Source organism: Cohnella sp. 56, from assembly GCF_037963805.1.
Classification (GTDB): domain Bacteria; phylum Bacillota; class Bacilli; order Paenibacillales; family Paenibacillaceae; genus Cohnella.
The window spans coordinates 1-20,113 of the sequence record NZ_JAZDQE010000004.1 but is presented as its reverse complement, the minus strand read 5'-3'; the positions used below and the strand labels follow the sequence as shown (position 1 = coordinate 20,113).

21 protein-coding genes are annotated in these 20,113 nt (G+C 53.7%); 14 read left to right on the top strand and 7 right to left on the bottom strand.

Annotated features, from left to right (window positions below; translation table 11 throughout):
- The first annotated feature begins 13 nt into the window (after nt 1-13).
- The 6 genes from VQ071_RS08445 (at nt 14) to VQ071_RS08420 (ending at nt 8,850) form a co-directional block, all read left to right on the top strand.
- Nucleotides 14-901, top strand: coding sequence for a carbohydrate ABC transporter permease (locus VQ071_RS08445; protein WP_340513496.1), 888 nt, complete (start codon nt 14-16; stop codon nt 899-901).
- Nucleotides 898-1,728: a carbohydrate ABC transporter permease gene (locus VQ071_RS08440; RefSeq protein ID WP_340513495.1), complete on the top strand. Its 831-nt coding sequence runs from the start codon at nt 898-900 to the stop codon at nt 1,726-1,728. The genes VQ071_RS08445 and VQ071_RS08440 overlap by 4 nt, the downstream gene beginning before the upstream one ends.
- Nucleotides 1,729-1,768: 40 nt before the next feature.
- The gene (locus VQ071_RS08435) at nt 1,769-3,466 is read left to right on the top strand and encodes a TIM-barrel domain-containing protein (protein WP_340513494.1); all 1,698 of its coding nucleotides are present in this window, start codon (nt 1,769-1,771) and stop codon (nt 3,464-3,466) included.
- Nucleotides 3,467-3,500: 34 nt separating this feature from the next.
- The gene (locus VQ071_RS08430) at nt 3,501-4,421 is read left to right on the top strand and encodes a hypothetical protein (RefSeq protein ID WP_340513493.1); all 921 of its coding nucleotides are present in this window, start codon (nt 3,501-3,503) and stop codon (nt 4,419-4,421) included.
- A gap of 62 nt (nt 4,422-4,483) precedes the next feature.
- Nucleotides 4,484-7,645 carry a glycoside hydrolase family 2 protein gene (locus VQ071_RS08425; protein ID WP_340513492.1) on the top strand — a complete coding sequence of 1,054 codons (3,162 nt, stop codon included), beginning with the start codon at nt 4,484-4,486 and terminating at the stop codon, nt 7,643-7,645.
- Nucleotides 7,642-8,850, top strand: coding sequence for a GDSL-type esterase/lipase family protein (locus tag VQ071_RS08420; RefSeq protein ID WP_340513491.1), 1,209 nt, complete (start codon nt 7,642-7,644; stop codon nt 8,848-8,850). Before VQ071_RS08425 ends, VQ071_RS08420 begins: the two co-directional genes overlap by 4 nt.
- A gap of 196 nt (nt 8,851-9,046) precedes the next feature.
- Here VQ071_RS08420 and VQ071_RS08415 read toward each other — a convergent pair whose 3' ends face one another.
- Together VQ071_RS08415 and VQ071_RS08410 are read right to left on the bottom strand one after the other, a co-directional pair.
- Nucleotides 9,047-9,301 (bottom strand): hypothetical protein, encoded by a 255-nt coding sequence (locus VQ071_RS08415; protein WP_340513490.1) that lies wholly within the window; start codon nt 9,299-9,301, stop codon nt 9,047-9,049.
- A 2-nt stretch (nt 9,302-9,303) separates the two neighbouring features.
- Nucleotides 9,304-9,483 (bottom strand): DUF7507 domain-containing protein, encoded by a 180-nt coding sequence (locus VQ071_RS08410; RefSeq protein WP_340513489.1) that lies wholly within the window; start codon nt 9,481-9,483, stop codon nt 9,304-9,306.
- Between the two features lie 297 nt (nt 9,484-9,780).
- Between VQ071_RS08410 and VQ071_RS08405 the strand changes: the two genes are divergently transcribed.
- The 8 genes from VQ071_RS08405 to VQ071_RS08370 all read left to right on the top strand — a co-directional run bounded on the left by VQ071_RS08405 (nt 9,781) and on the right by VQ071_RS08370 (nt 15,999).
- Nucleotides 9,781-10,254 (top strand): GyrI-like domain-containing protein, encoded by a 474-nt coding sequence (locus VQ071_RS08405; RefSeq protein ID WP_340513488.1) that lies wholly within the window; start codon nt 9,781-9,783, stop codon nt 10,252-10,254.
- A 532-nt stretch (nt 10,255-10,786) separates the two neighbouring features.
- Complete coding sequence (locus VQ071_RS08400; protein ID WP_340513487.1) at nt 10,787-11,332, top strand: GNAT family N-acetyltransferase; 546 nt, start codon at nt 10,787-10,789, stop codon at nt 11,330-11,332.
- A 21-nt stretch (nt 11,333-11,353) separates the two neighbouring features.
- Nucleotides 11,354-11,494, top strand: coding sequence for a hypothetical protein (locus tag VQ071_RS08395; protein ID WP_340513966.1), 141 nt, complete (start codon nt 11,354-11,356; stop codon nt 11,492-11,494).
- A gap of 154 nt (nt 11,495-11,648) precedes the next feature.
- A complete protein-coding gene (locus tag VQ071_RS08390) occupies nt 11,649-12,233 on the top strand; it encodes a TetR/AcrR family transcriptional regulator (RefSeq protein WP_340513485.1) in 585 nt (194 codons plus the stop codon).
- A gap of 172 nt (nt 12,234-12,405) precedes the next feature.
- On the top strand, nt 12,406-14,040 hold the full coding sequence (locus VQ071_RS08385) for an FAD-dependent monooxygenase (RefSeq protein WP_340513484.1): 1,635 nt from the start codon (nt 12,406-12,408) through the stop codon (nt 14,038-14,040).
- A gap of 66 nt (nt 14,041-14,106) precedes the next feature.
- The gene (locus VQ071_RS08380; protein WP_340513483.1) at nt 14,107-14,595 is read left to right on the top strand and encodes an anthrone oxygenase family protein; all 489 of its coding nucleotides are present in this window, start codon (nt 14,107-14,109) and stop codon (nt 14,593-14,595) included.
- A 52-nt stretch (nt 14,596-14,647) separates the two neighbouring features.
- The gene (locus VQ071_RS08375; RefSeq protein ID WP_340513482.1) at nt 14,648-15,109 is read left to right on the top strand and encodes a DinB family protein; all 462 of its coding nucleotides are present in this window, start codon (nt 14,648-14,650) and stop codon (nt 15,107-15,109) included.
- Between the two features lie 323 nt (nt 15,110-15,432).
- A complete protein-coding gene (locus VQ071_RS08370; RefSeq protein ID WP_340513481.1) occupies nt 15,433-15,999 on the top strand; it encodes a histidine phosphatase family protein in 567 nt (188 codons plus the stop codon).
- 555 nt (nt 16,000-16,554) lie between these two features.
- On the opposite strand, the gene VQ071_RS29285 is transcribed toward VQ071_RS08370, so the two are convergent.
- From VQ071_RS29285 to VQ071_RS08350, 5 genes are all read right to left on the bottom strand, one after another.
- A complete protein-coding gene (locus VQ071_RS29285; protein ID WP_445293279.1) occupies nt 16,555-16,752 on the bottom strand; it encodes a VanZ family protein in 198 nt (65 codons plus the stop codon).
- On the bottom strand, nt 16,718-17,230 hold the full coding sequence (locus VQ071_RS08365; protein ID WP_340513479.1) for a permease prefix domain 1-containing protein: 513 nt from the start codon (nt 17,228-17,230) through the stop codon (nt 16,718-16,720). The genes VQ071_RS29285 and VQ071_RS08365 overlap by 35 nt, the downstream gene beginning before the upstream one ends.
- On the bottom strand, nt 17,227-17,556 hold the full coding sequence (locus VQ071_RS08360; RefSeq protein ID WP_340513478.1) for a PadR family transcriptional regulator: 330 nt from the start codon (nt 17,554-17,556) through the stop codon (nt 17,227-17,229). The genes VQ071_RS08365 and VQ071_RS08360 overlap by 4 nt, the downstream gene beginning before the upstream one ends.
- 164 nt (nt 17,557-17,720) lie before the next feature.
- Complete coding sequence (locus tag VQ071_RS08355) at nt 17,721-18,767, bottom strand: alpha/beta hydrolase (protein ID WP_340513477.1); 1,047 nt, start codon at nt 18,765-18,767, stop codon at nt 17,721-17,723.
- A gap of 22 nt (nt 18,768-18,789) precedes the next feature.
- Nucleotides 18,790-19,878: a serine hydrolase domain-containing protein gene (locus VQ071_RS08350; protein WP_340513476.1), complete on the bottom strand. Its 1,089-nt coding sequence runs from the start codon at nt 19,876-19,878 to the stop codon at nt 18,790-18,792.
- Nucleotides 19,879-20,113 lie beyond the last annotated feature (235 nt).

Sequence of the window (20,113 nt, the reverse complement as noted above, 5' to 3'; positions counted from 1 at the left end):
GGTGCAGAGCAAGATGAAACAACAACGATTGAACCCCTCATGGAAGGCCGGATTTCTGTTCGCGCTGCCGGCATTGCTGTTCACGCTGCTGTTCGAGTATTATCCGATCGGCAACGGCATTTACCACGCATTCTACCGATGGAACGGGGCGGATATCGAGAAGTTCGTCGGACTGGACAACTTCGCGGAGATTATTCGGGACGACGTGTTCTGGATCTCGGTGAAAAATATGTTCATCTTCCTCGCCGCCTCCATCGTGCTGATGCTGCCTACGTTCGTCGCCTGCATCGTGCTGTTCCGGCTGAAGAGCGCCAGGCTGCAATATATGTACCGCGTCGTATTCTGCGTTCAGATGATCATTCCCGGCATGGTTGTGCTGCTCATCTGGAAGTTCATGTACAACCCGCAGTTCGGCTTTTTCAACAAAGCGCTGGATTACCTCGGCCTGCATCAATATCAGCAGCTCTGGCTCGGCGACAGCAGCCTGGCGCTGTGGTGCCTGATCTTCATGGGCTTCCCGTGGATCTCCACGATCGGCGCGCTCATCTACATGGGCGGACTGCAGAGCATCGACGGCTCGATCTGGGATGCGTCGCAGATCGACGGCGTCGGACCGATCCGCAAGGCGTTCAGCCTGGAGCTGCCGCTGCTGAAGGGACAGATCAAGCTGAACCTCATCACGGTGATCGTCGGCTCGATTACCGGGTACGGCACGCAGCTCATCATGACGAACGGCGGTCCCGGCTTTTCCACGACGACGCCGGGTCTATATATGTATCAAAAAGCGTTCGGCACGTCCGCGGAGTACGGCTACGCTTCGGCGGTCGGGCTGATCCTGTTCGTCATCGCCCTGTTGATCTCTCTTGGGGCCATGAAGTTTATTAGGAGTGAAGAAGCATGAAGCTGCTCAGCGCGAGAAAAAACGTCGAATGGTTAAAGCATCTGTTCCTGATCGTAACCTGCCTCATGCTGTTCTATCCGCTGATTCTGATGGTGCAGATTTCGTTCAAGGATGTCGGTCAGGTCATCTATCAATTTTTCCAAATTAAGGGCCCGTTTCACTACGAGAACTATACGAGGGCCTGGCATCAGGTGAGCCCGCTTATTGTGAACAGCCTTATCATGTCGGGCGGAACGGCGCTGCTGGCCGTCCTGCTCGCGACGATGGGCGGATATGCGTTCGCGCGCTTGAGGTTCCCGGGGCAGGAAGTGATGTACTGGGCGATCTTCATCAAAATATTGCTGCCGGGCGTGCTGAATCTGATTCCCGCATTCGTCCTGGCGTGGAAGCTCGGCCTGCTCGACTCATATTGGGCGGTCATTCTGTTCGGCGCCGCCGGCGCGCTGCCGTTCTGGGTGTTCGTGCTGCGCATGTTCATCGCCCAGCAGCCGCAGGAGCTGTTCGATTGCGCGAAGATCGACGGGGCGGGCGAGGTGCTGACGTACCGTTATCTGGTGCTGCCCCTGCTGAAGCCGATGATCACGCTGATGGCGATCAATGTGTTCATCGGGACGTGGAACGACTACATCTGGCCGCTCGTAACGATCACGACGCCGGCGAAGCGCCCGCTGGTGGTTGGCCTGGCTTACCTGGCTTCAAGCTTCCCGAACGATTACGGTCCGTTGACCGCGGGCTATGCGATCGCTTGCGTGCCGCTGGCGCTGCTGTTCATCTTCGGGATGAGATTTTTCGTCCAGGGCATGACGTCGGGTGCGATCAAAATGTAGCGGCGAAGCCGCGATCAACGCAAAAGGGGACGCTATTGCCATGAAATATGAATTGAACACGCCAAGCATCGCATTGGCCGTTCGCGGCGGCGAAGACCGGATCGTGCTGCACAACCGGCGCACCGGCCATCTGCTGCTGGAGCTGCCTGCGGCCCGGCTGCTGGCCCCCGTGCTCGACGGGACGACTGCCTCTCTGGAGCTGACGGGCATCGAGGCCGCCGCGGACGGACTGATCTTGCGCTGCCGGTCGCAGCAGGTCGACGAGTTCCGGGTGAACATCCGCGTACAGGGGGACTGTCTGCTCGTCTCGTCCTCCTTTACGGCGGCTGCGTCCTGCGAATTGAACCGGCTGGAGCTGTGTCCGAGGGGGACGCGGGTCAACTTTTACGACCTGGTCAATTTCCGCAATCGCCATCATACGGCGCACACCTGGCCCGAGCTGAACTTCGGCGGCAAAGGCTTCAGCACCGACACCTACTCGGAGGACTGGCAATTCGCGCCGCATCCTTCCTTGTTCATTTTGCGGAAAAACGAGACGCATCTGCTGTTCGGGGCGTTAAGCCTGCCCCAGGCGTTCGGCATGCATATCGAGGTTGCGGAGTATGCGGTCAAGCAATGGTATGTGGACTACGGGGCTCCGGGCCGGGGGCAGCGGCTCTCGGCTGGAGAAGCCTTCGCATCCCCGGTATTCGCCATCGCGCTGGAGCAGCAATCGACGGTCTATCGGATGCTCGACCGGTATACGTCCCTGCTGATCGGGAACGGGTATATTCCGGACCCGGCGGTGAAGACGAGGCATGCCTGGCACACGGGGAATTTGTATTGCACATGGATCGACCAGGTATATTTGTCCAAAGCTGTAATTCCCGATGCGCTGAACGAGCAGGGAAAGGTGCCGGCGGCGGCGAATTTGCTGGATGAAGCTTTCGTGCGCAAGGCGCTGGACGTGATCGAGCGGGAGAAGCTGCCGTTTACGACGATTTTGCTGGATGACGGCTGGCAGACGACGCGCGGGCAATGGGACCCGCATCCGGACAGGTTCCCCGATCTGCGGGCGCTGGTCGACGAGATTCATCGCCGGGGCATGAAGGCGATCGTCTGGTGGAACTGGGCGGAAATTTTGGACGACGCGGAAGTCGACGAAGCGCATCTGCTGGCCGGAGGCAGGCTGAACAAGCATGGCTGCCGCATGCGGGATTACTCGCATCCGCGGACGCAGCAGGAGTATCTGGAGCCGCTTTTCCACCGCCTGTTTTCCTCGGATGAGGGCTGCTTCGATCTGGACGGCGTGAAGACGGATTTCCTGGCGGACAAGGTGCATGCGGATATGCCCGTCTACGACCCGGCGTGGCGCGGCGAGGAGAACTACATCTACCAGGTCACCCGTTATTTTTATCAGGTGATGAAGCGGATCAAGCCGGACGCCTGCCATATCGGCTGCGCCGGCCATCCGTACCTGGCCGCGTTCATCGACGTGAACCGAACGTACGACGTTACGAGCACGAACGTGATGGAGCATTACAACCGGGCGCTCATGCTGAAGCACTCAGTGCCGGGCTGCCCCGTCGCTTTTGATTTCTTCCTGTACGACGAAAATCGCGAGCGCTTCTTCGACCTCGCCAGACGGAACGGCTTTGCCGTCGAGGTCGGGAATATCCTCGCGGACAAGCACGATTATTTCTCGCCGGTTGAGCCGGCCGGCGACGACTATTATGCCGTCCTGCGCCAATATTTGTAATTTGTAGGCGGCGGGGGAGGAGCTTTTGGAACGTATGGAGCGCATGGAGCATGTGGAACATGTGGAACGTATGGGACGCACGGAACGGACAACCTTTCGTTTGAATTCCGAGCGGCTGGAGGTCGAGCTGTCCGCGCCGGGCGGCGCGTATCGCGGGTCCCGGTTTGACTGGACCGGACATGTCGTGGAGGCGACATTGGACGGAAAGCATCGCTTTTGCGCCGCGGAATCGCTTGCTCCGGGCCAAGGGAGCGGCGGCTTCGGAATTTGCGGGGAGTTCGGCCTGTTCACGCCGATCGGCTTCGACGAGGCCGCGCCGGGCGAGCCGTTCCCGAAGCTCGGGGTCGGCCTGCTGACCCGGCCCGACGAACAGCCTTATTCCTTTATGCGGCCGTATGCGACCGAGCCTTATCCCGTAGAGGTGAAGGCCGGCGCCGACTGCGCCGTTTTTGTGGCGGAGCCGGTCGATTGCCTGGGCTACGCAGTCCGATACGAGAAAGCGGTGTCGCTCTCCGCTAACGTTCTGACGATTGGCTACCGGATGCGCAATGTCGGGGACAAACCGATCGTGACGGAAGAATACGAGCACAACTTTTTGGCCGTCGACGGCGAGCCGATCGGGCCGGACTACGCGCTGCGGCTATCGCGGCCTTTCCGCGCCGCTGCGTCCATGCCGGGGTGCATCGAGGCGCGAGCGGACGGCATCGGCTGGGTCGAGGCGCCGACGGCGCCCTTTTATGCCCGCATGGACATCGCGGCGGGGGCGGAGGCGGGCTATCGCTGGGAGCTGCTGCACAAGCCGAGCGGTGTCCGCGTGAGCGAGACGGTCGATTTTGCGCCGTCCGCGATCGCGCTGTGGGGCGATCGGCATGTGGTCAGCCCGGAGGTATTTATCGCCCTTGCGCTCCGGTCCGGAGAGGAACGAGTCTGGACGCGGCGGTACGAATTTAATTGACGCAAGGCGCGTCCTGCCATAGCGGCAAGACGCGCCTTGCTTGTGAAAGGGAGTAAGAAGCTATGCAATCGGAGAAAGATGTATTCGCGGCCATCGCGGCCAGGGGAATTCATACCGGGCGTGCCGGACTGGTCGCCCCGTTGCCGCCCGAGCTGGGCGACAAGCGGCTGCCGCTCGCGCCTTATCGGGGAGAGGGGAAGTTCCAGCCGCAGGAGAAGATGGATACCGCCGAACAGCTGGCGGAGGAGCTGGAGCGGCAGCGCCAGTATTACGCGCCGTTCATGGCCGATCTGGCGCCCGCGCTGCCGGCCGTTCGCGGCTCGCTGCCGCTGCGGGACTTCGATTGGAGAGTTCAGACGGCGGACGATCGCCGCTCGTTCCAGGGCGTCCTGCTCGGGGAAGGGCAATGGGAGAGGGTTCGCATTCCCCATTACGGCGGACCGTTGGGACAAGCGACGACGTATTATCGCACTATGTTCTCGTTGAGCGAGGAGCAACTGCGGCTGGGGTCGTGCTTTGTCTGCTTCCGGGGCGTCGATTACAAGGCGCATGTCTTCGTGAACGGCAGCTTCGCCGGCTCCCACGAGGGCTTCTTCGCGCCGTTCGAATTCGACGTGACGGCTTATGCGCTCGCCGGGGAGAACACGCTGCTCGTGCGCGTGGACAACGACTATATCGGCTTGGGCAACGAAGCGGAAGCCCACCCTGGCATTCGCTATACGGGGGACAAAATTTACGCGGCGACCGGTCCGGGCTATGACGATCCCCGCATGGGCTGGCATCATTGTCCGCCGGGCATGGGCATCTACCAGGGCGTCACGATCGAGACGCGGGCGCGGATGTTTTTGCGGGACGTGTTCGTCAGGCCTTTGCCCGACGAAGGGCGCGCCGAAGCCTGGATCGAAGTCTATCACGGCGATGTTGTGCCTGCGGAGGCGCTGCTGGAGCTGTCGCTGTACGGACAGAACTTTGCGGCGACCTTGTTCGAGGGGCTGCGCTGCTCGCCGTCCGGCTACCTGGCGGTCGGACTGGGCGACTCGCTGACAGAAGCCAATCTGCGCCGGGAAGGGAAGCTCGACCGGCCTCAGCCGCTGTTCGCGGAGAAGGGCGTGAACCTGTTCAAGTTCACCTTCTCGATCCCAGACGCGAGAATATGGGAGCCGGGCGAGCCATGGCTGTATCAGCTCCAGGTCAAGCTCGCCGACGCGCAGGGGACACCGCTCGATTATGCCAAGCGGCAGTTCGGAATGAGGTCGTTCCGCATGGACGAGGAGGGCGAGCGAAAAGGGAGCTTTCTTCTGAACGGCAAAATGATCCGGCTGCGCGGCGCGAACACGATGGGCCATGAGCAGCAATGCGTCATGAAGGCGGATTGGGCGCAACTGCGGGACGATCTGCTGCTCGCGAAGATCGCCAATATGAACTTTCTGCGGCTCACACAGCGGCCCGTCCAGTCGGAGGTGTACGAGCTGTGCGACCGGATCGGGCTGATGGTGCAGACGGACCTGCCGCTGTTCGGCGTGTTGCGGCGAAACCAGCTGTGCGAGGCCGTCAGGCAGGCCGAGGAGATGGAGCGGCTCGTCCGTTCGCATCCGAGCAACATTCTCGTTTCTTATATCAACGAGCCTTTTCCCAACGCCGGCAACAAGCCGCACCGCAACCTCGTTCGCGATGAGCTGGAGGGCTTCTTCCGCATGGCGGACACGGCCGTTCGCCTCAGCAATCCGGATCGCGTCATCAAGCAGGTGGACGGGGATTACGATCCGCCGTCGACGGGACTGCCGGACAACCACTGTTATCCGGCCTGGTACAACGGGCACGGCCTGGACATCGGCAAGCTGCACAAAGGATACTGGCTGCCGGTCAAGCCGGACTGGTATTACGGTTGCGGGGAGTTCGGCGCCGAGGGTCTGGACCCTGTCGCTGTTATGAGGAAGCATTACCCGCAGGAATGGCTGCCGCAGGACGACGCGGAGGAGCGGGACTGGTCGCCGAGCCGGATCGTCGGCGCTCAGTCGGGCATGTTCCATTATTTCTTTTACGAGACGCCGCGCACGCTGCAGGATTGGGTGACGGCCAGCCACCGGCATCAGGCGTGGGCGACGCGGACGATGACGGAAGCGTTCCGGCGGGACGATCGCATGGTCACGTTCGCCATCCATCTGTTTATCGACGCGTTCCCGTCGGGCTGGATGAAGACGATTATGGACGTGGAGCGCAATCCGAAGCCGGCCTATTTCGCATACAGGGAAGCGTTGACGCCGCTGCTGGTCAATCTTCGGACGGATCGACTCACGCGGTTTGCGGAGCAGGAGGTCGAGATCGAGGCGTGGCTGTGCAACGACCGGACGGATATTCCCGGAGCCGCCGTGTTGCAATACCGCGTCGAATGGCAGGACGAGATCGTGTCTTTCGGCGAAGAGCCGGCCTCGATTCCCGCTTGCGGCAGCCGCTTCCAGGGCAAGCTTCGCTTCAAGGCTCCGCAGACCGGGACAAGGGGCGAATTGGTCGTCCGTCTCGGCCTGCTGGACAAGGACAAGCAGGTGTTGCACGATACGAGCCTGCGGATCGAGGTGTTTCCGGCGGCGGCGGAACCGGTCCGGGTCGGCGGGATTGGCGTGCTCGGGAGCCGCGGCATCGCCGAGCGGCTGGCGGCGGAGGCGGCAGGGAGCCGCATCGCTGTTGAGGAGGCCGGAGCAGGCGACGTCATCCTGATCGACGACTATGACAGCTATGCGAGCTGCGAGCCGGCGCTGACGGATGCCGTGAAGCGCGGGGCGCGGGCGATCTTCCTGGAGCTGCCGGAGGGCGACTACGCGATTGCCGGGGAGACGGTTTCCGTCAAAAGCTGCGGCATGTCCCCGCTGCACTTTGCGGCGCGCGACCCCGAGCATCCGCTTGTCCGATCGTTCCGGGCGGACGACTTCCGGCTGTGGTACGATCCGCAGGCCGACCATATCGCGCCGCTGCTCGAGGCTACATTCCAGGCGCGCGGCTTCCGCGACGTGCTGACGAGCGGCAACACGGACGTGGGCGGCGAGTGGGGCAAAGCCTTGGCAGCAGCAGAAAAAGCGGTGGGCGACGGAAGCGTTGTCATCTGCCAGGTCAAGCTGGCCGGCCGCACCGTCGACAATCCTGTCGCCCGGCGGTTCTGGGACATCTTGCTCGGCGCCGCGCAAGACGGGGCTGGGGATTTCAATGGGGAACGGGGGGATGCAAGGTGAAGATAGGCCACCATGGACATACCTTTTCGGATTACAAGCTGCGCGATGGGTTGAGGCGCTTCGGGGACAAGCTGCGCCCGGATGACGGCTCGCTCGCCGCCGGGACCGGGCGCCCTTGCGGCATCGCGTTCCTCGGGGGCTCGGTGACGGCTGGGGCGGGCGCCTCCGCCCCGGAACGAACCAGTTGGCGCGCGATGACCTGCCAGTATTTCAACCGGACCTATCCGCATGTATCGTTCCGGTTCACGAACGCTGCGGTCGGCGGGACCGATTCGACATACGGGGCGTTCCGATTCCGGCAAGACGTGCTGGAGCGCGGAGCCGTCGACCTGCTGCTGGTGGAGTTCGCCGTCAACGACGCCAGGAATCGCGCGGAATCCGTCCGGGCGATGGAGGGAATCGTACGCCAAGCGAGGGCGGCGAATCCGGACGTCGATATTGTCTTTGTCTATACGGCGCATCAGTCCGGCGTGGAGCGATTGCTGTCGCCGGGAGAGATCGACGCCAATATCGCCAGCCATGAGGAGGTCGCGGGCCATTACGGCCTTCCGTCCGTGGATTTGTCCGCCGAGGTCGCGCGGAGAATCGGGGCGGGCGACTTCGATTGGGACGCGTTCAGCGCGGACAATGTGCATCCGCGAGACTTCGGTTATGCGCTGTACGCCGAGCTGATGCAGACGTTTCTGGCAGCGGCGGCGGAGGCCGATTCCGCCGATTCCTGCGCCGGTGCTGCCGAGGTCGGGCCGGCGCTGCCGCCCCCGCTCGATCCGCTCTGCTACGAGCATGCGAGGCTGATCGGCCTCGATGCGGTGGCGGCGGATATCGCGTCGGGGTCGGGATGGACGCGGATAAGCGGCTTTGCGCCCGCTCCAGAGCGGACGTGCAATTGGACACCGCCGGCCGACATCCTGCTGGGCGAGACGCCGGGCGACAGCCTCACGCTGACGCTCGACGGAACGAAGGTCGGCTTCGTCCTGCTGGCCGGCCCGGACACCGGCGCCGTCGACATTTCCGTGGACGAGGGGCCGGCGGTTACATTCGATCTGTTCGACAGCTACTGCCCGAAGTTCTACCGTCCGAAAATCTGGCTGCTCGGCGAGACGCTAAGCCCCGGCCCGCATACGGTCCGGCTCTCGGTAGCCGCGCAGAAAAATGAAGAGAGCCTGGGCCATAGCCTGCATATCTGGAAGTTCATGGAGAACTGACTTCGCCGGCAGCTTCATCGCTAGAGGGAAGTCTTATTCCTCCGCTTCTTCTTCCATCACCTCGAACGTAGTCATATCGGAATAGGCGGAAAGCACGGCGCTCGAGCGCAGCTCGCTGAGCGGAATGCCCACTGCGGGATCGGCATTCGGAGAGGCGACGAAGTTAATGCGCAGGCTATTGTCTGTGCCATGCCGGTCACCGGATCGGCGACCGCAACGTTGATCCCGGCGTATTCGAGCCGTTGACGATGATCAGCGTATAGACGATCGTCTGTCCCGGCACGGCCGTCTTGCGATCGACGGTCTTGCCCATCGACACGCGGTAAACCGGCAGCACACTTACCTCGGCGGTCGAATCCACCGTTCCCGTCTGATCGGAGGCGGCCGTAGCGGTGTTCGTAATTACATGACCGGCAACGGTGTCGGGCGGAACGGTGTAGCTTACCGGCATTGTCACGCGCTGGTCCGGTTGCAGGCTGGCCAGCGTGGTTTTTTCACGCCCAGCAGCGGATCGGAGACGACAATGCCCGTCAGCTCGATGGCGCCCGTATTGACAACTTCGAGCTCATACAGCACAGCTTGTCCGGGAGACGCCCTCCGCGAGGTGGCCGTCTTGATGATGCCGATGCCCAACCCTGCCGGCCCCCGACAATATTGCGGGCCGGGACGTCGTTGATCTGGTTGCGGTCTCCGAAGTTAACAAAGCGGCACATGAAAGGCAATTTCCTGGAGAGCTGATTCAACTTTGATTGAATATATCAATGAATTAATCGCTTGTGGTTTAGCATGATTTATTGTTGATTGAAAGACAGGAAGCAGGTCGGTCGCTGTGGTGCTGCTCCTTGTAATCATTAAAGCAACGAGCAGTCGCACAGTTGGCATTGAGTTCATGGTAGAATATTCTAAATTCATGAATGGGGAGGTAGAAACGTGATTGAAATCGTAGAAAAACAACAGTTCTCAGTCATTGGTAAAATGGGTGAGGGATCTTCTCAGAGTTCAAGTTGGATACCTCCGTTATGGCAAGAAGCGAATAGTAATTTTGCGGAAATTAGCAGTCTTGCAAAGTTAGATGCCCAAGGAAACATTGTTGGGGTTTGGGGAGCAATGAGCGACATTGAAGGGAATTTTGAAAGATGGAAGAATGAAGGCAAATATTTAGCAGGATGCGAAGTCACTGATGATGCACTTCCTCCACATGGCTGGACGAAGTGGACTCTTCCTGCATTTAAATATGTTGTGTCGAAGTGTAATCAGGAGTCGTACCAAGACACTTTAAACTTTATGCTCTCGGACTACTTGCCTAAAAACAATTATCAAATTGTTGGAGCAATTCAAGAGTTCTATAATCCAAAAGATCGCAGTGGAGAATTATATTTATACATCCCAATCGAAAAAATCTAAGCTGACAACGCTGTTAAGTTAACTGGCAGTAGCGTTCGAAAATCATTGAAGCGCCGCTATCTGTCGGAGGACAAGAACATACATCCATAAAGTAGTCACGCCGAGCGTGGCTTTTTTATGTTATGCAAGCAAGTTCTTGTCCCAAGCGCAAGACAAGAACTTGCATTCATTCCCGCGGTTTTTCCGGCATTGCGCTGACGGGGTTAGTGAATGTTGAATTCATGCAGCTTTTACATTCAGTCGCTGGAATAGTGCAGAACAGTCAGACAATCAAGCGCATGAAAAAATCCGCAAGCGTTCGGTGATCCCGACTCATGCGGATTTTTTCATTATTCCACGTAAAGTATGTTGTCTTATTATGTTGAATATTTTATTAATTTCAGGCATTTTAATATAGAGTGTCAACGTATGATATTGGGATGGGCTTATGTCTGAGGCTGCCACGTAATTGAACGCAATCCCGAAGGATACGATTACTCAAAAGGTTACACGATTAAATGGTTCAAGAACTAACTTTTTTGGAGGGTTCTGAATGATTTATTTAGAAACATCAAGATTACGTCTGCGTGACTGGGAAGAAACTGATTTGGCCCCGTTTTATCGGCTTAACGCAGATGAACAAGTTATGAAGTATTTCCCAAAAACTTTGTCTGCAGAAGAAACAAACGGTTTTTATCATTCAATTGTAGCAGAAATAAAGGAATGTGGTTTTGGGTTTTATGCTGTTGAAGTAAAGGAAAGTAAAGAATTTATAGGGTTTATAGGCTTTCATAGAGCGACATTCGATACCGATTTCACACCATGTATTGAGATAGGATGGCGGCTGAAAAAAGAGGCATGGGGAAAAGGGTACGCAACCGAAGGTGCAACAGCCTGTTTACAATATGGATTTAACACTTTGGGGTTCCATGATATTTACAGTTTTACAGCGGATATTAATACTCCTTCAAAAAATGTTATGACTAAAATCGGCATGAGCTTTATTAAAATGTTCCATCACCCGAAGGTTGAGAAAAATAGTCCATTAAGCAAGCATGTGCTATTTCATATAAAGCAAAAGGGAGCCGTAGTTTTATAAAGATACCGGGGTAGCAAAGAGATTGAATCCAATATTATATATGAAAATGATTGGATCACATGCATACTGGATATCTCCCCGTTAAATGAGGGACATATGCTAATCCTCCTTGCAAAGCTTCTGAAATCACATTTTCAACGACGACACGATTCAAAATTCTAGCGAAGAATCTTTGGAGCATATCGAGGTTACAAGGTGTATGATCGATTAATTCACTTGACATGGAAAAAATTATAACTTATTATTTACTCAACGAACGTTTAGTGAAAAAGGAGGATGGTTTCCTATTCCTGGAAGAAAGACGAGCCGCGATCTCTTGGCGGAAGAGAGGAGACAGCAGATCCTCGATATCGCGAAGCGGCTTTTCGCGGAGAAGGGGTTTCATGCAACTTCCATGCGCGAATTAAATAAAGAGATCGGCATGGCCGAGGCGCTGACGTATCATTATTTTCCCGGCGGCAAGCAGGAAATTTTAAAGGCTGTATTGCAAAATACACAAGAAAAGCGGATGGCCAACATTCTTACGTCGTTTGACAGTACATTTCGTAGTGATGTGCCAATGCGGGATGTGTTGCTGAATGCGATCCACGGCTTCAACGAGCGGTTTATGAACGACAAGGAATACTTTCAGATTTTGATCCGTGAACATAACTTGATGGAGAAAGAGCAATTGGAATGGTTAAATCGTATGGCTGAACAGCCATCAGATGCATTAATCCGTTTTTTAAAGAAGCGTGCGGAACTTGGCGAGATCCGTCAGATGGATTTTGAGATGGCTTCGTCTCAGCTAATCTCTCATGCAGCGATTGGTGCCTTCCAATATATTTTATTTGGCAAAGAGCGAAATTCTGCAGAGCTGGAGCGAATGGTCGACTTCTATGTCGAGATGTGGTCCGTATAGGGCCCGTTCTTTTTTATCAATTTAACTCAACGAACGTTCATTTAGTTATTTGCTAATATACACTTTTCCTGCGATCGTCATTATGTCAAAGGTTTGCGTTAATGTTAAATTCTTGCCCATTAAAGCCTGAATAAATTTAGTCCATCTACCAATAACATAGGAGGAAAACAGTATGAGAAAACAAAAATATCCTGTATTGATCGTTGGCGGAGGATTGGTCGGTTTATCAACAGCCTTGTTTTTGAGTCATCACAACATTGCTTATTACGTGATTGAACGGCATCATGGAACATCTATTCATCCCAAAGCACGTGGGATCAATACACGGTCGATGGAGTTGTTTCGCCCTTTTCAGATTGAAGAGCAGATTCGTATAGCAGGTGAAGCCTTAAGCAAAGGTGGCGGCGGACTGCTCCAAGCAAATACATTAATCGAAGCAGATTTCTCAACCATTAAAGACTTGATACACCAGCTTGTCTCTGAAACTGAACAACTCAGCCCGACGCGTGGTAGTTTTACGACCCAAGATTTAATGGAACCAATTTTATTGCAGGCGATTCAAGCTTATAAAGCGGACGTCCAATTCAGTATGGAATTGGTCTCGTTTACTCAGGACGATCAAGGGGTTACAGCAATCATCCAGAATCGTGATACAGGTGTTCGCGAAACGATCTATGCGGAATATTTGATTGCAGCCGATGGTGCAAATAGCCGGATCCGCCAAGCACTAGGGATTCAAATGAGCGGACGCGGAACGCTTAGCTATAATATGAACTTGTATTTCCGGGCCAATTTGAAACCATACGTCGAAGGTCGCGAGTTTAGCATTTGTAATATTAATCACCCAGAGGCTACCGGAACGTTGGTATCGATTAATAATGACGATCTTTGGACCTTTCATGTGAATTTCGATCCGGCCCGGGGAGAAAGCTTGAGTGACTTCCCTGATGAGCGCTGTATCCAACTGGTCCGTAAGGCAGTGGGGAATCCGGAGCTCGATGTGAAGATGATCAGTGTCCTTCCTTGGGAAGCTGCGGTAAAGGTAGCGGATCGGTTTCAAGTCGGTCGTATCTTTTTAGTCGGGGATGCGGCGCATCTCATGCCACCTACTGGAGGATTTGGTGGAAATTCAGGGATTGCAGATGGACATAATTTAGCTTGGAAATTAGCTGCTGTTCTAAAAGGCATGGCCGCACCTGAGCTCTTAAGCACTTATGAGATCGAACGAAAAGCAGTTTCCCACTTTACTACCGAGCAAGCTGGTCTGATCGCGAATACAGGACAGCTGAATATGGTTAGTAGTAAAAAAGAGAGCATAGCTCCCGTTGCTAGTAATAATCATGTTATTATGCGGTACCAATATCGTTCATCAGCAGTTATCGCTGAAGACTCTGATGCAGAGAGAAGCTTATTACCTTATGTTGAACAGCTTGATGGAAAACCTGGTACACGTGCACCCCATATCTGGTTAGAACGAAATGGACACCCCATTTCCACGATTGATCTTTTCAACAAAAACTTTGTCCTTTTGGCTGATGAATACAGCACATGGATCCATGCAGCACAATATGTGGCTGCCGATTTTAACAACCTAACAATCGATATATACACCGTTGGACAAACAGGAAGCTTACAAGATCCTGAAAACCGGTGGCACAAAATCTATCGGATCCCAGCAGGAGGAGCCATGCTCATCCGCCCAGACGGTTTTGTCGCATGGCGCTCCGGTCAGGCCGGGAATTCAACCGAGACATTGTCATGCGTGATGAAACAACTGTTATCTTTAGAAAACTATAGCGAACACTGAAGCAGTGCAGTAAGGAACGCATGAAGAATCTGGAGGCAAGACGGAACGGTAGAGGAGGAAATAGTGATGGCGAAGCTTCTATTTTATTTAACTTTTACATGCTCGTTGGGGGCCGGCTTGCTTGCTGGTGTGTTTTTCGCTTTCTCAGTCTTCGTCATGCAATCGCTTGCCAAGCTTCCTGCGGAACAAGGCGCTACTGCCATGCAGAACATTAATACCACGATTTTGCAATCGTCCTTTACGGTGGTCTTCATGGGCACAACTGTACTAAGCGTCGTTTTGGGAATCCTTTCATTTATCAAATTCGGAAAAATCGGCGCGTTATACGTGATTGCCGGGAGCCTGCTCATCTTTGTCGGCGTGTTTCTGGTGACAACTTTATTTAATGTACCGCTCAACGATACTTTAGCCTCCGTAACCTCCGGGAGCGCGGAGATGGCACAAACGTGGAAGGACTATTTGGACTGTTGGATGCCGTGGAATCATGTGCGGACGATTGCTTCTATCGGGGCACTGATTTTCTTTATCATCGCAATCCGCAGGTGGGAATTCTAGCGGCAATGAGGCCGCTTGGTGCATGAAAGGAAGTTGAGGGATGGAGTTATTCTTGAAGCAGTACGATTATGTTCAACGTACACGTGAGATACTGTTTAATTATTGTGAGAAAATGACAGCGGATGAGTACATAACGGAAGCGGGGCAATTCGGTCGTGGGTCGATTCGTGAATTGCATTTGCATGTTGCGGAGTGCTACGCTTTTTGGCTCGGAGAGTTCGGCTTGGGACGTACTTTCGAATGGAGGTTGGAACCGGTCATGGATGTAGCCGCGATGCGCGGCTTATTTGCAGGAGTGAATAAATTGGCTCTCGAATTTCTGGAACACTATTCACAAAATTTTGAGACGCGAATTGAAGGTCAGTTTAGTGGACAAAAGTTTGTAGCTACACCGCTTTGGCTTTTCACACATACTGTGACGCATGAGTTTCACCACAAGGGGCAAATTGCCACGATGGGACGGATGAAGGGACATATCCCACCAGACCTGGATTTAATAATGACAGATAGATAAGAGAAAACCGAGAACTAAGACAATTTTATTAACGGGGCACGATAGTTGAATGGAGACTTAATGCCCCCTTTTGCTATTCGAGTTGTCGTGTTTGACCATAATATTGAAAATGAGCGCGCATGGTTTCGCTTTATGTCCAGCCATCTTGGGCATAGCGGTGATGGAGAACTATAGCTCAACACGACGGCAGCCGGCCAAAAGCTCGTCTGCTGTTTTCCATTAAACTAAAGGGCAGGATAGTTTAAATGACTTCGCGAATACTTTTTGAGACGGAATATTCACGAACTTCGATTATCACGTGATGTGAAATCAAGGAGGATTATATGAACACCATCATCTATATGGTTAGGCATGCTGAATCACCCTACAATGAAGGAACAGAAAGAACAAGGGGACTGACCACCAAGGGCAAGGGTGATGTTGAAAAAGTTACAGAAATTCTTAAAGAAGAAGGAATTGATGTCATTATATCTAGTCCGTATAACCGAGCAATTCTGAGTATTGAGGGATTGGCACAAAACTTGGGATTAGAAATCGAAACATTTGAAGATCTCAGGGAAAGGCATTTTTCTAGAGAAATTATTGAGAATTTAATGTCCGTCATTAGTGATAAATTTTATGATTTTGATTATTCTTTACCGGGCGGGGAGTCTAATTCTGAATGCCAGAATAGATCGATATCAGTGATAAAAAACATATTAAAAGAACACTCTGGGAAAAAAATAGCGATTGGAACACATGGACTTGTAATGACATTGATGATGAATTATTTTGATTCAAGTTATGGTTTGGATTTTTTAATTCAATTAAAGAAACCAGATATTTATAAATTAAGTTTTGAAAATTTAGAATTAAAAGAAGTAATAAGAATGTGGAATGGGGATTTTTGATTAAGCTAACTGACTGTGTTCGCCGCGCCGCCTGAGACGCTTGACAAGGCTGACGGACGCAGTGTAGAGTCCTGATAATTCGCTGCGCAGAATTTCACGCGAATTCACGTAGCACCTATAAACAAAAGGCACCGAATACTCGGAATAAAACAAATCCGGTGCCGCAGAAGCTATCCGACATACATATGTATAAAATACGGGTTTTGTGTTTATGTATAGATTTGAATAGTGGCGGAATCCGCATTAACGGATTCCGCGTTCCGGCCGGTGTTGTTTTTGGGATTATTCCGTTATTACGCGTATTACGATCTCTGGCTTATATCTCTGGCTGCTACGCTACGTGACTGCGACTACGCAGTATTTGCGAGCTGCTTTGGCCGCCGATCGTTTGGCAGCTCGAGCCGATCGGGCGAGTCGTGGTCGTTGCGGCATCGTTGCGGATTATGTTGCTCTGCTGGATGACGCCAGGCGTCGCTATATCCGTTCGTCGGGGATCTATCGGTTCTTCGTCAGCTTTGTAACATGCACTGCGGTGAACATCATTGCTTTGCTTTCTTAATTCAGCAATTTCGATAGCTTCCTTTTCTGATATTTCTTTAGCTCAGTCAAAATCCGTAATACACAAAAATAAACGGTTAGGCCAACTAGGCCTCCAAAGGCCCGAAGCAAGACATCATCGACATCCGCAATCCCGGAATGCGCTAAATACTGAATGACTTCAATCATTGCAGACACAATAACTGAAACTCCAATGGTGATACTTGCCCGACGACACCGGACAAACAGTATTGGAAGTAAAAACCCGAAAGTTATACGATTCGTGCTGGATCAAAAAGTGGCCTATTGTCTTAAACGGCGTAAAATTATAAGGATGCGCGATATTTCCCGGCTCGAACAAGCGTTGGTACCAATCGGTTCTTTGCGATGTCCATATCAAAGTATTAAGGATCAAAAATAACGTGTATAAAACGAATGTGCACCAACCGACAATTTTAACAATAAATTTTGCCGGGAACATGCTCATCTGTAATTTTGATCCTATCGCCCTACTTTGCCCAAAATCGTAGATTGCCCTACTCTCCGCTTCTTCCTCAGAAAATCCGTTTTCCACATACGATTGCTTAGACATTTGCAAATGATCATAAAGTTCATCGTACACTTCAGACTTCGTTGCAATATCGGTATCTAACGCATCGATAACTTGTTTCAGATAAGTAGCGATTCGATTCATACTGCCCCCCCCATACATAATTGCATCAATTTGTTTATTTTGTTCCATTCTGCAAGGTGCTGATCGAGTTTCTTCATGCCTGACTCCGTAATTTGATAGTACTTCCTTCTTCCCGACATAGACGGCTCATGTCCCCAGTAAGAGGTGAGAAGCCCCTTGCGCTCCAAGCGTTTAAGGACCGGATATAATGTACCTTCGCTCATTTGGTATGTATCACTGCTTTTTTTCTTTAAAGATTGGACAATTTCATATCCGTACTTGTCACCAGATTTAATTTCAGAAAGAAGTAAGATATCGATGCTCCCTTTCATTAATTCTCTACTCATCAAACTACCTCCACAGTGAAAATTTTCCTTAATTTATTATATTGTACCAATACATCGTTATACAAGTTTATCTGAACAAAAACGACATGAAAAAGCCGCAGGAAAGTTACCTTTCCTACAGCTCAAAAAATACGCCATTATCGATCAGGAACCGCCCTCTTCGTTTACTTAACTTCGGACACGAACCTGCTCCAAACCCTTCTAAAGTCCTCAGGCTTCTCGATATGGAGGGAATGACCCGCCGCCTCGATGACGACTTCTTCATAACTCCCGCCGCCCGCCTCATATTGGTCCAAAACGAATCTCATCTGCGAAACCATCGGCTGCGGCGGATATACGTCCGGACCCGGCCAATCCGGTACGTAGCCCAACTGGCCAAGGTACCCGAACTCCAGGAAGGAAGTATCGGAGACGATGGTGTCATCCGCTCCCCGGATCCACAGAACAGGCGGTTTCTCCGCGATGGAGGAGAAGGAAGAGAGATTGACGTATTTGGGAGCGATCGCATTGTTGATGCCTTCCGCTCCGGGCGCAACCCCCGGCCAATTCGCCGAGGCAACGAACGTCCCCGGATACAGCCCGGGTCCGACGTGGGTCGCCAGCATTGAGGTGACGTATTGTTCTTCTTTCTCGGCCCGAAACGGCGGTTTGATATAAAACTGGTTCAGAACGTTGCGGGGACTGTTCGGGTCCTCATCCGTCCGATCTCCGTTTTTCAGCCGTTCCACGAAAACCGGATTTGCCGTGCCCCCTCCCGAGCCTGCGAAGTCGGCATGACAAGGAGTGCCTTCCACATCCTTCGTACCGCCAAATCCGAACGGGGACATCGGATTCAGCAGCGTGAGCGAAGCCGCCGTTCCCGGCCGATCGATGAGAAGCTGCATCAAAACGCCTGCGCCCAAGGACCAACCGACGAGGTGGACAGCGCTGTCGATTCGCAAAGTCTGCAGGAAGGCGGCCAGGTCCTCCGACCAATCCCGCAATCCACGCGTCGCATCGATCGGTTCCGCCTGCGTCTCCCCATAGCCGCGCATGTCGGGAGCCAGCACCCGGTAGCGATCGGACAGGAATTCAATCGTGTCTGTCCAGAACAGACTGGATGAGACGTTGCCGTGCAGAAGCAATACCGGTTCATGCTCAGGGTTTCCGGCCTCAAGATAAGAAATCCGCAGCTTTTCCGTTTGTACCTCTTTGCGGGAAATGGTGTTCATTCACGTGCACCTCCACTGTTTTTTAGTCCTCAAGGTTCAATTGTTTTTTTAGCTCCTGAACGACGTCGAGTCCCGCTCCACGACTGGAGAATAAATTTTTGGCATAGCTGACGGCAAGCCGCCGGTCCGGATCTCCGAACGCAATCGATCCGCCATAACCGGCATGTCCGAAAATGGACGTTCGCGATCCCATCATGGGATTCGTCGGACCAAGTTGGTAGCCCAAACCTCTGTACTGATCTCCCTGACCCGGGGTCATTTGCCGGGCCGTTGCTATCTGCATCCGGGACTGCGACAAGAGCGCCACTCCCTCTGCGCCTCCGGGAAGCAGGCAGGCGTAATGCTTCGCAGCCGCCTTGGCCGTCATGATGCCGTTGCTCGCCGGAACGCAGGCGAATCTCGCCTCAGACCCGTTCATCCAATCCGCGAGCGGACAGATCCAAGCCGGTATCGCCTGAAGTCCCGTCGCGGGGAACATCTCCGGATTGAATTCGGGCTCCTCCAGCCAAGCGACACGCGGCTCTTCCGCTTCGGAGATACCGACGTACAGGTCGGGAATGCCGAGCGGACCCGTAATCTCTTCTTGCAGAACTTGCTGAAAGGAACGCCCGTCCAGTCGCTGAATAATCTCTCCGACGATCCAGCTGAACGTGACGGCGTGGTACGCCATATGTTCGCCGGGCGGCCATTGGGGCTTGAGAGCCGCGATCTGGTCCCGCATCCGGTTCCAATCCGCGACTTCGGCTCTGCCGATGCCTTCCGGCATATGCGGAATCCCTGATGTATGAGCCAGCGCGTGGCGGATCGTGGTCGCCTCTTTCCCATGAGCGCCATACGCCGGCCACAGCTCGACGATCCGCGTGTCGTAGTCGAGGGAGTACCGTTCGGCCAGCACGTGAAGCATCGTCGCCGCAATGCCTTTGGTCACCGAAAATACGGGAAACAGCGTCCGATCGTCCACCGGCCTGCCCGATCTCGAATCTGCGATGCCCGCCCATGCATCTACGATCAATTCGCCCTCATAATAGGCCGCCAGTTGAACGCCGCGTTCCCTGCCCTCCTCGACCATCCGCTCCAAAAACCGCTGCATATGCCGCTGAATATCGCGCATCCGGTTCCCCCTTTCCGGCAAGCCATTTTGACAGGCCGCTAGTGCACTACTCTTGAAATAGCCAATCCATTACAAAAGCTTCTTGTGGAAAAGGGTAATGAAGAGAAACAGCTCTTTTCCAGGGAGGTTTCTTGTATGACCACCGGACCGAAGAAAGCAGAAGTGACGGTGACGGAAAATCAAGAAAAGGTACTCCATAACCTGGCCCGCCGACATCTCACGCCGCAACAAATGG

Coding starts and splice junctions, on each gene's coding strand:
- VQ071_RS08445 (WP_340513496.1), top strand. CDS start 14: ATGAAACAACAACGATTGAACCCCTCATGGAAGGCCGGATTTCTGTTC.
- VQ071_RS08440 (WP_340513495.1), top strand. CDS start 898: ATGAAGCTGCTCAGCGCGAGAAAAAACGTCGAATGGTTAAAGCATCTG.
- VQ071_RS08435 (WP_340513494.1), top strand. CDS start 1,769: ATGAAATATGAATTGAACACGCCAAGCATCGCATTGGCCGTTCGCGGC.
- VQ071_RS08430 (WP_340513493.1), top strand. CDS start 3,501: ATGGAGCGCATGGAGCATGTGGAACATGTGGAACGTATGGGACGCACG.
- VQ071_RS08425 (WP_340513492.1), top strand. CDS start 4,484: ATGCAATCGGAGAAAGATGTATTCGCGGCCATCGCGGCCAGGGGAATT.
- VQ071_RS08415 (WP_340513490.1), bottom strand. CDS start 9,301: ATGCCGGTAAGCTACACCGTTCCGCCCGACACCGTTGCCGGTCATGTA.
- VQ071_RS08400 (WP_340513487.1), top strand. CDS start 10,787: ATGATTTATTTAGAAACATCAAGATTACGTCTGCGTGACTGGGAAGAA.
- VQ071_RS08385 (WP_340513484.1), top strand. CDS start 12,406: ATGAGAAAACAAAAATATCCTGTATTGATCGTTGGCGGAGGATTGGTC.
- VQ071_RS08380 (WP_340513483.1), top strand. CDS start 14,107: ATGGCGAAGCTTCTATTTTATTTAACTTTTACATGCTCGTTGGGGGCC.
- VQ071_RS08370 (WP_340513481.1), top strand. CDS start 15,433: ATGAACACCATCATCTATATGGTTAGGCATGCTGAATCACCCTACAAT.
- VQ071_RS08365 (WP_340513479.1), bottom strand. CDS start 17,230: ATGAATCGAATCGCTACTTATCTGAAACAAGTTATCGATGCGTTAGAT.
- VQ071_RS08360 (WP_340513478.1), bottom strand. CDS start 17,556: ATGAGTAGAGAATTAATGAAAGGGAGCATCGATATCTTACTTCTTTCT.
- VQ071_RS08355 (WP_340513477.1), bottom strand. CDS start 18,767: ATGAACACCATTTCCCGCAAAGAGGTACAAACGGAAAAGCTGCGGATT.
- VQ071_RS08350 (WP_340513476.1), bottom strand. CDS start 19,878: ATGCGCGATATTCAGCGGCATATGCAGCGGTTTTTGGAGCGGATGGTC.